Origin of the sequence: Vibrio sp. CDRSL-10 TSBA, from assembly GCA_039696685.1 — a bacterium.
GTDB lineage: Bacteria > Pseudomonadota > Gammaproteobacteria > Enterobacterales > Vibrionaceae > Vibrio.
This window is the reverse complement of sequence record CP155566.1, coordinates 3,249,661-3,262,557: the sequence shown is the minus strand read 5'-3', so window position 1 is coordinate 3,262,557 and position 12,897 is coordinate 3,249,661. Positions and strand designations below refer to the sequence as shown.

The following is a 12,897-nucleotide window of genomic DNA, read 5'->3' as shown; positions in this document are numbered from 1 at the left end:
TAAATCGCGTTCCCATCACAGAGTGCAGAGGATCACGCCATAAACGGTAAAAATTTAGGTGATTAACTCTAAATTTAGGTGATTAACTCTAGAGTGATGCATAACGGCCAGCGCTCAGGGTGATGACGCAGTCGCGAAATTGTCTGTTGCTTCAAACAGACGCATTTTGCCCCTTAGACAAGTTTCACATTCGCGTTATAGTATGAGCCAACATTTCGGGCCAGGCAGAGAACTAACGCAGTATGAAATCCACGGGTATTCGTGCACAGCAAAAAGAGAAAACGCGTCGTTCACTGATAGATGCTGCATTCAGCCAATTGAGTGCGGATCGGAGTTTTTCCAATCTGAGTTTGCGGGAAGTTGCCCGCGAAGCCGGGATTGCTCCGACGTCCTTTTATCGCCATTTTAAAGATATGGATGAGCTCGGACTCACCATGGTTGACGAAGGTGGTTTATTGCTGCGTCAGCTGATGCGTCAGGCGCGTCAGCGGATAGTCAAAGAAGGCAGCGTAATCCGTACCTCGGTAGAGACCTTTATGGAATTCATTGAAAGCAGCCCGAACGTGTTTCGTTTATTACTCCGCGAACGTTCCGGCACGTCATTTGAATTTCGTGCCGCAGTTGCCCGAGAAATTGAGCACTTTTCTGCGGAATTAACTGAATATCTGGTGAATACTGGTATGAACAGGGAAGAGGCCACAACTCAGGCTGAAGCTTCTGTGACTCTGGTATTCAGCTCCGGTGCCCAGGCACTGGATTTAGACCGGCGCTCACGCGATGAATTGGCGGAGCGCCTTATCATGCAGTTGCGAATGATTGCCAAGGGTGCATTCTGGTATCGCAAAGAAACGTGAACGTAATCGACTCAAAGGCGGGATAGATTAATGTCGAAGGATAGCAGCAAAACCAAACAAGGTTCAGAACGAAAAACTCTGGTATTGGCGGTCGTGGCCGGTATGTGCGGAGACGCACTTTTGTCCTGGTTGACCATGAGTGAAATTTCTTTTTCTATTTTTCCGGTGATTGCACTGGTGTTGTCGGTGCAGGCGTTGTACCAGGAGTACCTCAGCCACCCGGTGTCAGAGGATATTCCTCTGGTCGGCCTGGCGTGTTTCTTTGTCGGTGCATTTGGTCATAATGCGTTTGTCAAAGCGCAGTACCCGGATTCAGGCTCTAACTTCTTTGCCATTATTGTGGCGTTGTTACTGCTGGTCTGGATTGGCAGAAAACTGGGTTACCTGGGCCGTGCTTCTTAAGCGGGCATCCGGTAGCACAAGACCGAAAGTAAAAAACGAGCCATGCGGCTCGTTTTTTTGTTGGCAGTAAGGCTTACGCTTTACGCTCCAGCAGTACGCCCGCTTCCATGTGGTGGGTGTACGGGAACTGGTCAAACAGGGCAAAACGGGTCACGTTGTGGGTTTGACCAAGGATATCCAGATTCTCTTTCAGTGTTTCCGGGTTGCAGGAGATGTACAAGATACGTTGGTAGCCTTGCACCATCTTACAGGTATCGACATCCATACCAGAGCGCGGCGGATCGACAAAAATGGTGTTGCAGTTGTAGCTTTTCAGGTCCACACCGGCATCTTTCAGGCGGTTGAACTCACGTTTGCCTTCCATCGCCTGGGTAAAGTCTTCTGCTGACATGCGAATGATCTGCACGTTGTCGATGTGGTTGGCGGCAATATTGTATTGTGCGGATTCAACAGACGGCTTGGCCAGCTCGGTTGCCAGGACACGCTCGAAGTTCTGCGCCAGAGCCAGAGAGAAGTTACCGTTACCACAGTACAGCTCCAGCAGATCACCCTGACTGTCCTGAGTACAATCGACCGCCCATTCCAGCATTTTTTCAGCCACTTTACCGTTAGGCTGGGTAAAGCTGTTCTCTACCTGCTGATAAATGTATGGCTGGCCGTTGACGTGCAGTTTCTCCACCACATAGTCACGGTCCATAACGATTTTCATCTTACGTGCGCGGCCAATCAGGTTAAGGTTAAAGCCTTCATCATTCAGGCGCTGTTTCAGTTTGTCAGCCGCCGCTTTCCACTCTTCATCCAGCTGGCGGTGGTACAGCAGTGAGACCAGTACTTCGCCGCTCAGGGTTGAGAGGAAATCCACCTGGAACAGTTTACGGCGCAGGGTGTCATTGTCTTTCATCGCATCAATCAGTAACGGCATCAGATCGTTAATCAGACGGCTGGCGGCCGGGAACTGGTCAACACGGTATTTTTCGCGCGTTTCCTGGTTGAACATGATGTAGTACATGTCGTCGCCTTCGTGCCAGACGCGGAATTCTGCACGCATACGGTAATGCTGCTGAGGAGACTCGAACACTTCCAATTCCGGCACCTGGTAAGCCTGGAACATATCGGTCAGGCGCGAGACCTTTTCTTCCAGCTGTGCTTGGTATTGGTTCGGGTTTACATCAAGAGTCGCCATGGTTTTACCTTTTTGTGGTGCAGTGAAATAGAAAGTACTTTCAATAAAAGAGCGCAGATTTTATTCAATCCCGCGCGCTTGTCCAGTCTTGTCCCCGATTCGTTGTGTTTTGCTCTCATCACAACATCGGAATTGTTAAAAATATAGTTGAAGACAATCTCAGCTAGACAATTCATTGATGGGTGCATACTATCACGCCCAAGCTGGTGTTTTTAGCAACCTAGACGTCTAAAAACTGAAAAGGGAATCTGGTGTGAATCCAGAACTGACGCGCAGCGGTAAGAGAGAACGAAAACTCAAAGGACACTGCATAAGTGGGAAGTCGAGTGAGTAGGTGACAGTGCTCTCAAGTCCGAAGACCTGCCAGCAACTGAGCGAAGTAGTGGAATCCAGTGATGCTCAGTCGGTTTAACGCGATTTAGGACAATATAATGAATAAATCCCTTCTGGCGATGACAGTTGCATCGCTGCTTCCTTACGCCCCTGTGTCTCTGGCGCAGGACACTACTGCAGATGAAACCGTAGTCGTTACGGCGAACCGGGTGGAACAGACCCAGTCTTCAGTTTCTCGCATCAGTGAGTATTATCACCCGCAAAGATATAGAAGCCATGCAAGCGGATAGCGCTCTAGAAGTGTTGCGCACCTTACCTGGTGTAGAGATTAATTCTCTGGGCGGCAAAGGTCAGGAAACGTCTATTTATTTACGTGGTACTGCAACGCAGCATACTTTAGTGCTTGTTGATGGTGTTAAGGTTAACTCTGCGACTTCCGGTGGTGCATCTATTGGGCTAATTCCCGCTTTTGCGATTGAAAAGATTGAAGTGATTCGTGGGCCTAGGGCTGCTATTTATGGCTCTGATGCTCTTGGTGGTGTGATTAGCATTACTACCGCCGGAAAAGGAAAATCGCTGCATAAAGCGACCGTTGGCTACGGTGAGAACAACCATAAGTTGTTAGGATGGCACTCGTCTGGCCAACTTAACGAACAAACCCATGGTTCGTTTATTGCTGCTAAGGAAAAGAGTGATGGTTACCGTGTGTACCAACGTGCGCCGAGCGAAGATGAACACGGTTATGATTCAACCAGCTTTTTTGGTAGCGTAAACCATCAGATCAATGAGCAGTGGAGTTTGGATGGCAGTGCTTATAAGCAGGAGTCAGACAACGAATACGCAGGCCAGTACGGTGGTCCAAAGCAAGAGAGCAATAACGACTTCTACAGCCTGATGGGTGGCGTGAATTTTCAAGGCGACAACTACCATTCTAAACTGACAGTTTCGACCGCACGTAACGAAGCTTGGGATGGCGATGCAGATGGCGCCTCAGGTAAAAGTGCTCTGTTTACTCGTCGTAACAATGTTACCTGGCTGAATACGCTGACTCCGATTGATGAAGTCGCGGTGAATATTGGTTTGGATTACACCAAAGAGAAAGCTCATCGTGGTGGTACCAGCACCACGGACTACGATGATACCAGTAAGGATAACAAAGCGGCATTTCTGACTTCCCTGATTGGTGTTGATGAATTTACCGCTGAGGCAAGTGTGCGTCATGATGATGACAGCTCATTTGGCGGACACTCTACCTGGAGCCTGGGGCTTGGATATCAGCTGTTGGATGATCTTCAGGTCGTTGCAAATTCAGGTACTGGGTTTAAGGCACCAACATTTAATGATTTGTACTGGCCTGGTCAGGGTAACCCGGATCTGGAACCTGAAGAGTCGGTTTCCCATGAACTGGGTCTGCGTGGCTATTCAGACTGGCTTGACTGGGAAGTGTCCGTTTATAAAACAGACATCGACAACCTGATTGAATGGGCGCCAGTCGGCGCTGGTGGCGCTTGGATCCCATCCAACGTCGCTAAGGCTCAAATCAAAGGCTTGGAAGTTGCAGCCAGTTTTGACACTTGGTCAGTAGAACATAAAGTGTCGGCGGAATGGAAAGATCCGATCAATAAAGAAACCCATGAGCAGTTAGCTCGTCGTGGTAAGCAAAACTTTAGCTGGCGCATGAACTACTATATCGCCAAGTTTGATCTGTCGATGGTTGCTAATTATGTAGGCGATCGCAGAGATAACAATAACGATAAGATGGAATCATATACCACCGTTGATCTGGCCACACGTTATCACTTCACTGACCACTTTAGCCTGGGTGTCAAAGTCAGCAATGCCTTTAACGAGTCATATGTAACGGGCGTAGGTTCTAGTGGCTATTACTATCTGGCTGATGGTCGTAATGTGTTTGCCAACGCTGAGTACCAATTCTGACCAAGTGAAGCCGCCTTCGGGCGGCTTTTTACTTTCTCGGGTCTGAGCAAAATGCTGGAGGTATCATGAAAAATGTGGTGGTGAGTTGGTCATCGGGTAAAGATTCCACTCTAACTCTGCTCAGGTTGCAAGAGAGCGCCGATTATCATGTCGTGGGTTTATTTACCACCTATGTCGATAAGGAAGTGCCATTCCAGGCAACGCCGTTAGAAGTGGTTGAGATGCAGGCGCAGTTGCTCGGCTTACCTCTGATTAAGATAGCGTTGCCTGAAGTGTTTCCCAGTAATCCTGTCTATCAGGCATTGATAGTGGATGGGTTAAATGCTTCTGGGCTGGATATTGATGCCGTGGCCTTCGGTGATATGTTCTGCAATGGCATCGCTGAATATCGCAGAAGCTATATCGAGCCAGCCGGGTGGGAGTGCGTGTTGCCGCTGCTGGACGAAAAGCCAAACAAGCTGGCACAGGAAATTATCACCCGCGGCATCCGGACTTTGGTGGTGACCACAGACGGGCATACACTCACGTCACAGTATTGTGGCCGTTGGTACAATGAGGCGTTCGTTACTTCTTTACCTGCAGGTATTGACCCTTGTGGTGAGAAACGGTGAATTTCATACCCTCGTGATCTGGGCTCCGGGCTTTCGCGGCCGGATTGAGCTCACGCTGACGTCTGTGCTGTGTGGTGAGCGTTTTTGTCATCAGCGTTATCTGGCGAGCATTTGCCTGGATGGGCAGGAGTTGCCTAATCCGAAAGAGGGAGTATGATCAGGGCGTTTATTATCTTCCTAATGATGTGACCATCAGGGTACCACGTGTCTGAACATCCCCAATACAAAGCACTTATATTTGATTCCGGTGTCGGCGGTTTGTCGGTCTACCGTGAAATACAGGCGCGTCTGCCGCAACTCAGTTATACCTACCTGTTTGATAATGCGGCATACCCATATGGTGAACTGGCTCAGGATACGCTCCTGCATCGGGTTGAAGCCTTGGTGACCGGATTGGTTGAGCAGCAGGGGTTCGATATTGTCATTATCGCCTGTAATACCGCGAGTACAATTGTATTACCTGTTCTTCGGTCCAGACTGAGTATTCCTGTGGTCGGTGTGGTACCTGCGATAAAGCCGGCATCTGTGCTGGCGCATAAGGCTGTGGGCTTAATTGCTACACCTGCGACAATTACCCGTCAGTATACCCACGATCTGATCCGTGATTTTGCATTGAATAAAAGCGTCGAGCTTCTGGGGTCAACCCGGCTGGTGGATATGGCTGAAGAAAAATTGCGAGGTCAACCGGTCGATTTGGAGGAGTTGGCTGCAATTTTGCGTCCGCTGCACAATCAGATTGATGTGGCGGTATTAGGATGCACACATTTCCCACTTATCAAGGCAGAGATCCAGACTGTGTTGGGAGAGGGGGTCATCTTGGTGGATTCCGGTCAAGCGATCGCTCGTCGGGTAGAAGAGTTATTGGAGATTAGTGCTGGTGAGCAGCAGGAGAGTGCGCACAACATCTTCTCCAGCGCACCTCCCTGGAAGGAAGATGCGTTGAATCGAACGCTGGCGCAACTCGGCTTTAGTCCTGTTCGCCCATACCCTCTTCAGGGTGTTTTGGATCATTAGCAATTCGTACTTTCAGAGTACGCTGCATATAATCCTTTTCGTTTAAAGCATCAATGGCGGTTTGCGCATGGCCGGCTGCCATTACCACAAAACCAAATCCGCGACGCTTACCTGTTCGTTTGTCTTTCATCAGACGAAACTGCGAACACTTCACCATGTTGAGCAAACAGATCACGTACGTGAGATTCGTTTGCTTTATATGGCAGATTACCTACATACAAAGTTTTGGTTGCCGTTGAAGACTCATCCTGAGATTTGAATGGCGACGATGTGGAAGTAAAAAGTTTAAAGATAATTGCTGCTGCCACAACACCAAGCACAAAGCTCACGGAAGGGTGAGTTGATACCTGAGAGAAAATGATAGCGCCTAAAACAATAAGGACGACTATCCATAACATCGATTTTTTTGAGTTCATATTGGAATACTACTTTTCAGCATAAAAATAAGATGCGTGCCTAGATTAACAAAATAGACACATGAATCTTACGTATATGCTTCGTTTTTTTCCAACCAATTGCTGTGACCCCCCTCAAATGTTGGAATTTTATTCGATAAACAGCCATTTGGTGTCTTTTTGAGCGAACGAAAAATTATTTGCAAAAAGTGCTTGTCATAATTCCAGACCTCCCTATAATGCCGCCTCACCGACACGGAGTGAGACAAACATCACAAAGTGGTTAGCGGTAAAGAGTTGAGAAAGTTTGAAAATAACGATTGACTCTGAAAAAGTTTAGCGTATTATACGCACCCCTAGTAACGACGCTTTGAGCGGAAAGTTTGCTGGTGGAAATGCTCTTTAACAATATAAACCTATCAATCTGTGTGGGCACTCGTTGATGATAATCGAAGATGATTCTAAAGAATCAACTTAGGTATCAATGAACTGAGTGACCAATCGATACTTCGGTATCGGCACAGTCAATTCATTATCGTTCTGTTGGAACGATAATAGCTTTGAATTACTAAGGTAATTTGAAGTCAGTATTCATTGAGCCGAACAAAATCTTAAATTGAAGAGTTTGATCATGGCTCAGATTGAACGCTGGCGGCAGGCCTAACACATGCAAGTCGAGCGGCAGCGACTTAACTGAACCTTCGGGGAACGTTAAGGGCGGCGAGCGGCGGACGGGTGAGTAATGCCTGGGAAATTGCCCTGATGTGGGGGATAACCATTGGAAACGATGGCTAATACCGCATGATAGCCCGGTTCTTCGGAATTGGTCTCAAAGAGGGGGACCTTTTAGGCCTCTCGCGTCAGGATATGCCCAGGTGGGATTAGCTAGTTGGTGAGGTAAGGGCTCACCAAGGCGACGATCCCTAGCTGGTCTGAGAGGATGATCAGCCACACTGGAACTGAGACACGGTCCAGACTCCTACGGGAGGCAGCAGTGGGGAATATTGCACAATGGGCGCAAGCCTGATGCAGCCATGCCGCGTGTATGAAGAAGGCCTTCGGGTTGTAAAGTACTTTCAGCAGTGAGGAAGGCGGGTGTGTTAATAGCACATTCGTTTGACGTTAGCTGCAGAAGAAGCACCGGCTAACTCCGTGCCAGCAGCCGCGGTAATACGGAGGGTGCGAGCGTTAATCGGAATTACTGGGCGTAAAGCGCATGCAGGTGGTTTGTTAAGTCAGATGTGAAAGCCCGGGGCTCAACCTCGGAATTGCATTTGAAACTGGCAGGCTAGAGTACTGTAGAGGGGGGTAGAATTTCAGGTGTAGCGGTGAAATGCGTAGAGATCTGAAGGAATACCGGTGGCGAAGGCGGCCCCCTGGACAGATACTGACACTCAGATGCGAAAGCGTGGGGAGCAAACAGGATTAGATACCCTGGTAGTCCACGCCGTCAACGATGTCTACTTGGAGGTTGTGGCCTTGAGCCGTGGCTTTCGGAGCTAACGCGTTAAGTAGACCGCCTGGGGAGTACGGTCGCAAGATTAAAACTCAAATGAATTGACGGGGGCCCGCACAAGCGGTGGAGCATGTGGTTTAATTCGATGCAACGCGAAGAACCTTACCTACTCTTGACATCCTCAGAATTTAGCAGAGATGCTTTAGTGCCTTCGGGAACTGAGAGACAGGTGCTGCATGGCTGTCGTCAGCTCGTGTTGTGAAATGTTGGGTTAAGTCCCGCAACGAGCGCAACCCTTATCCTTGTTTGCCAGCGAGTAAAGTCGGGAACTCCAGGGAGACTGCCGGTGATAAACCGGAGGAAGGTGGGGACGACGTCAAGTCATCATGGCCCTTACGAGTAGGGCTACACACGTGCTACAATGGCGCATACAGAGGGCGGCCAACTTGCGAAAGTGAGCGAATCCCAAAAAGTGCGTCGTAGTCCGGATTGGAGTCTGCAACTCGACTCCATGAAGTCGGAATCGCTAGTAATCGTGGATCAGAATGCCACGGTGAATACGTTCCCGGGCCTTGTACACACCGCCCGTCACACCATGGGAGTGGGCTGCAAAAGAAGCAGGTAGTTTAACCTTCGGGAGGACGCTTGCCACTTTGTGGTTCATGACTGGGGTGAAGTCGTAACAAGGTAGCGCTAGGGGAACCTGGCGCTGGATCACCTCCTTATACGAATGATTATTGCGATGAGTGTTCACACAGATTGATGGTTTATAACGTTTAAGAGACGATACTGGGTCTGTAGCTCAGGTGGTTAGAGCGTTCGCCTGATAAGCGAGAGGTCGGTGGTTCGAGTCCACTCAGACCCACCAATCTTCCTCCCGGGAGATTGGCACACAGTATCAACACCTGATGGGGCTATAGCTCAGCTGGGAGAGCGCCTGCCTTGCACGCAGGAGGTCTGCGGTTCGATCCCGCATAGCTCCACCATCTTTAAGCGCTCTTACGAGTGTGTTTAAAAATGGTTCATCTCATCAGAGATACGAATCTTGCTCTTTAACAATTTGGAAAGCTGACAAAATAATCTTTTAGATTATTTGTAAAGTTCTCAATGTATTCCTTAATGGAATACACCAACAACACATTCAAGTGTGCTTGGTAGAAACTTGTTTAACAAGTTTCAAAATTGAGTCCGGCAAAATCAAGTCTGCATCATGTTTAAATAATTGCAGACAAACTTGGTGACTTGTTCATCAACTCGAAACTCCTTCGGGTTGTATGGTTAAGTGACTAAGCGTACACGGTGGATGCCTTGGCAGTCAGAGGCGATGAAGGACGTACTAACTTGCGATAAGCCCAGATGAGACAGTAAGAGTCATTTGAGTCTGGGATTTCCGAATGGGGAAACCCACGTGCATAAGCACGTATCATTAACTGAATACATAGGTTAATGAAGCGAACCGGGGGAACTGAAACATCTAAGTACCCCGAGGAAAAGAAATCAATTGAGATTCCGAAAGTAGCGGCGAGCGAAATTGGATTAGCCCTTAAGCTTTATATGCGTCAGGTGAAGGTTCTGGAAAGGACCGCGAAACAGGGTGATAGCCCCGTAACCGGCAGCGTATGTTCAGTGAAATCGAGTAGGGCGGGACACGTGTTATCCTGTCTGAACATGGGGGGACCATCCTCCAAGGCTAAATACTCCTGACTGACCGATAGTGAACCAGTACCGTGAGGGAAAGGCGAAAAGAACCCCTGTGAGGGGAGTGAAATAGAACCTGAAACCGTGTACGTACAAGCAGTAGGAGCACCTTCGTGGTGTGACTGCGTACCTTTTGTATAATGGGTCAGCGACTTATATTCAGTGGCAAGGTTAACCAATTAGGGGAGCCGTAGGGAAACCGAGTCTTAACTGGGCGTTCAGTCTCTGGATATAGACCCGAAACCGGGTGATCTAGCCATGGGCAGGTTGAAGATTGAGTAACATCAATTGGAGGACCGAACCGACTAATGTTGAAAAATTAGCGGATGACTTGTGGCTAGGGGTGAAAGGCCAATCAAACTCGGAGATAGCTGGTTCTCCCCGAAAGCTATTTAGGTAGCGCCTCGGACGAATACTACTGGGGGTAGAGCACTGTTAAGGCTAGGGGGTCATCCCGACTTACCAACCCTTTGCAAACTCCGAATACCAGTAAGTACTATCCGGGAGACACACGGCGGGTGCTAACGTCCGTCGTGGAGAGGGAAACAACCCAGACCGCCAGCTAAGGTCCCAAATTACAGCTAAGTGGGAAACGATGTGGGAAGGCTCAGACAGCTAGGATGTTGGCTTAGAAGCAGCCATCATTTAAAGAAAGCGTAATAGCTCACTAGTCGAGTCGGCCTGCGCGGAAGATGTAACGGGGCTAAGCTGTAAACCGAAGCTGCGGCAATGCGATTTATCGTATTGGGTAGGGGAGCGTTCTGTAAGCCGTTGAAGGTGAACTGTAAGGTTTGCTGGAGGTATCAGAAGTGCGAATGCTGACATGAGTAACGATAAAGGGGGTGAAAAACCTCCTCGCCGGAAGACCAAGGGTTCCTGTCCAACGTTAATCGGGGCAGGGTAAGTCGACCCCTAAGGCGAGGCCGAAAGGCGTAGTCGATGGGAAACGGGTTAATATTCCCGTACTTCTTACAATTGCGATGGGGGGACGGAGAAGGCTAGGTGGGCCTGGCGACGGTTGTCCAGGTTCAAGTGCGTAGGCTTGAGAGTTAGGTAAATCCGGCTCTCTTTAAGGCTGAGACACGACGTCGAGCCGCTACGGCGGTGAAGTCATTGATGCCATGCTTCCAGGAAAAGCCTCTAAGCTTCAGATTGTAAGGAATCGTACCCCAAACCGACACAGGTGGTCGGGTAGAGAATACCAAGGCGCTTGAGAGAACTCGGGTGAAGGAACTAGGCAAAATGGTACCGTAACTTCGGGAGAAGGTACGCTCTTGACGGTGAAGTCCCTTGCGGATGGAGCTATTGAGAGTCGCAGATACCAGGTGGCTGCAACTGTTTATTAAAAACACAGCACTGTGCAAAATCGTAAGATGACGTATACGGTGTGACGCCTGCCCGGTGCCGGAAGGTTAATTGATGGGGTTAGACTTCGGTCGAAGCTCTTGATCGAAGCCCCGGTAAACGGCGGCCGTAACTATAACGGTCCTAAGGTAGCGAAATTCCTTGTCGGGTAAGTTCCGACCTGCACGAATGGCGTAATGATGGCCACGCTGTCTCCACCCGAGACTCAGTGAAATTGAAATCGCTGTGAAGATGCAGTGTACCCGCGGCTAGACGGAAAGACCCCGTGAACCTTTACTACAGCTTGGCACTGAACATTGAACCTACATGTGTAGGATAGGTGGGAGGCTTTGAAGACGTGACGCCAGTTGCGTTGGAGCCGTCCTTGAAATACCACCCTTGTATGTTTGATGTTCTAACTCTGGACCGTTATCCGGTTCGAGGACAGTGCCTGGTGGGTAGTTTGACTGGGGCGGTCTCCTCCCAAAGAGTAACGGAGGAGCACGAAGGTGGGCTAATCACGGTTGGACATCGTGAGGTTAGTGCAATGGCATAAGCCCGCTTGACTGCGAGAATGACAATTCGAGCAGGTGCGAAAGCAGGTCATAGTGATCCGGTGGTTCTGAATGGAAGGGCCATCGCTCAACGGATAAAAGGTACTCCGGGGATAACAGGCTGATACCGCCCAAGAGTTCATATCGACGGCGGTGTTTGGCACCTCGATGTCGGCTCATCACATCCTGGGGCTGAAGTCGGTCCCAAGGGTATGGCTGTTCGCCATTTAAAGTGGTACGCGAGCTGGGTTTAGAACGTCGTGAGACAGTTCGGTCCCTATCTGCCGTGGGCGTTGGAAGATTGAAGGGGGCTGCTCCTAGTACGAGAGGACCGGAGTGGACGAACCTCTGGTGTTCGGGTTGTGTCGCCAGACGCATTGCCCGGTAGCTAAGTTCGGAATCGATAACCGCTGAAAGCATCTAAGCGGGAAGCGAGCCCTGAGATGAGTCTTCCCTGATACTTTAAGTATCCTAAAGGGTTGTTCGAGACTAGAACGTTGATAGGCAGGGTGTGTAAGCGTTGTGAGGCGTTGAGCTAACCTGTACTAATTGCCCGTGAGGCTTAACCATACAACACCCAAGGGGTTTTGATGGACTCAATGCAAGTACATTGAATGTGTGTGAGAACATAAACAGCTTTCCAGATTATTAATTATCGCCTTAAGCGGTAGTTAAAAAGAATTTGCTTGGCGACCATAGCGTTTTGGACCCACCTGACTCCATTCCGAACTCAGAAGTGAAACGAAACAGCGTCGATGGTAGTGTGGGGTTTCCCCATGTGAGAGTAGAACATCGCCAGGCTCTTATTCTTGTCTTCAGATTTTAGAAAATCTGAAAGCAAAACTGCGTACTTGTCTACTAAGTAGACAAGTCACCATAAAGCTTTTAAAAAACTTAAAGTTTTATGTTGACTTTCACGGCGCACAGCGTAATATACGCGTCCTGCCCAAGTGCTAAGGCACTGAAAGCAAAGCTCTTTAACAATATAAACCTATCAATCTGTGTGGGCACTCGTTGATGATAATCGAAGATGATTCTAAAGAATCAACTTAGGTATCAATGAACTGAGTGACCAATCGATACTTTGGTATCGGCACAGTCAATTCATTGTCGTT

General features: G+C 49.0%; 5 protein-coding genes, 2 tRNA genes, 3 rRNA genes, 3 pseudogenes and 1 riboswitch. Of the genes and pseudogenes, 11 read left to right on the top strand and 2 right to left on the bottom strand.

Features of this window, described 5'->3' with window-relative positions; translation table 11 throughout:
• The first annotated feature begins 242 nt into the window (after positions 1–242).
• Together fabR and ABDK09_22885 are read left to right on the top strand one after the other, a co-directional pair.
• Positions 243–885, top strand: a pseudogene (fabR, locus tag ABDK09_22890) (HTH-type transcriptional repressor FabR).
• A complete protein-coding gene (locus ABDK09_22885; GenBank protein XAW89453.1) occupies positions 885–1,256 on the top strand; it encodes a YijD family membrane protein in 372 nt (123 codons plus the stop codon). The pseudogene fabR and the gene ABDK09_22885 overlap by 1 nt, the downstream one beginning before the upstream one ends.
• 73 nt (positions 1,257–1,329) lie before the next feature.
• Here ABDK09_22885 and trmA read toward each other — a convergent pair whose 3' ends face one another.
• The gene (gene trmA, locus ABDK09_22880) at positions 1,330–2,439 is read right to left on the bottom strand and encodes a tRNA (uridine(54)-C5)-methyltransferase TrmA (protein ID XAW89452.1); all 1,110 of its coding nucleotides are present in this window, start codon (positions 2,437–2,439) and stop codon (positions 1,330–1,332) included.
• Between the two features lie 187 nt (positions 2,440–2,626).
• Positions 2,627–2,822, top strand: a riboswitch (cobalamin riboswitch).
• 48 nt (positions 2,823–2,870) lie between these two features.
• Here trmA and ABDK09_22875 point away from each other — a divergent pair.
• From ABDK09_22875 to murI, 4 genes and pseudogenes are all read left to right on the top strand, one after another.
• Entirely contained in the window at positions 2,871–3,062 is a 192-nt protein-coding gene (locus tag ABDK09_22875) for a hypothetical protein (protein ID XAW89451.1), read from the top strand.
• Positions 3,049–4,710, top strand: coding sequence for a TonB-dependent receptor (locus ABDK09_22870; protein XAW89450.1), 1,662 nt, complete (start codon positions 3,049–3,051; stop codon positions 4,708–4,710). The genes ABDK09_22875 and ABDK09_22870 overlap by 14 nt, the downstream gene beginning before the upstream one ends.
• A gap of 65 nt (positions 4,711–4,775) precedes the next feature.
• Positions 4,776–5,478 (top strand): annotated as a pseudogene (locus tag ABDK09_22865) (ATPase).
• A 47-nt stretch (positions 5,479–5,525) separates the two neighbouring features.
• A complete protein-coding gene (gene murI, locus ABDK09_22860; GenBank protein XAW89449.1) occupies positions 5,526–6,335 on the top strand; it encodes a glutamate racemase in 810 nt (269 codons plus the stop codon).
• Here the strand turns inward: murI and ABDK09_22855 are convergent.
• Positions 6,289–6,751: pseudogene (locus ABDK09_22855) on the bottom strand (RNA-binding protein). The gene murI and the pseudogene ABDK09_22855 overlap by 47 nt on opposite strands.
• Before the next feature lie 592 nt (positions 6,752–7,343).
• Between ABDK09_22855 and ABDK09_22850 the strand changes: the two are divergent.
• From ABDK09_22850 to rrf, 5 genes are all read left to right on the top strand, one after another.
• Positions 7,344–8,911, top strand: a 16S ribosomal RNA gene (locus ABDK09_22850).
• Positions 8,912–8,977: 66 nt separating this feature from the next.
• Positions 8,978–9,054: transfer RNA gene (locus ABDK09_22845), tRNA-Ile, on the top strand.
• 42 nt (positions 9,055–9,096) lie between these two features.
• A tRNA-Ala gene (locus ABDK09_22840) sits at positions 9,097–9,172 on the top strand.
• Positions 9,173–9,462: 290 nt separating this feature from the next.
• Positions 9,463–12,352, top strand: a 23S ribosomal RNA gene (locus ABDK09_22835).
• Between the two features lie 115 nt (positions 12,353–12,467).
• A 5S ribosomal RNA gene (gene rrf / locus ABDK09_22830) occupies positions 12,468–12,583 on the top strand.
• The 16S, 23S and 5S rRNA genes sit together here with 2 tRNA genes alongside, the layout of an rRNA operon.
• Positions 12,584–12,897: the final 314 nt, after the last annotated feature.

Coding starts and splice junctions, on each gene's coding strand:
- ABDK09_22885 (XAW89453.1), top strand. CDS start 885: ATGTCGAAGGATAGCAGCAAAACCAAACAAGGTTCAGAACGAAAAACT.
- trmA (XAW89452.1), bottom strand. CDS start 2,439: ATGGCGACTCTTGATGTAAACCCGAACCAATACCAAGCACAGCTGGAA.
- ABDK09_22875 (XAW89451.1), top strand. CDS start 2,871: ATGAATAAATCCCTTCTGGCGATGACAGTTGCATCGCTGCTTCCTTAC.
- ABDK09_22870 (XAW89450.1), top strand. CDS start 3,049: ATGCAAGCGGATAGCGCTCTAGAAGTGTTGCGCACCTTACCTGGTGTA.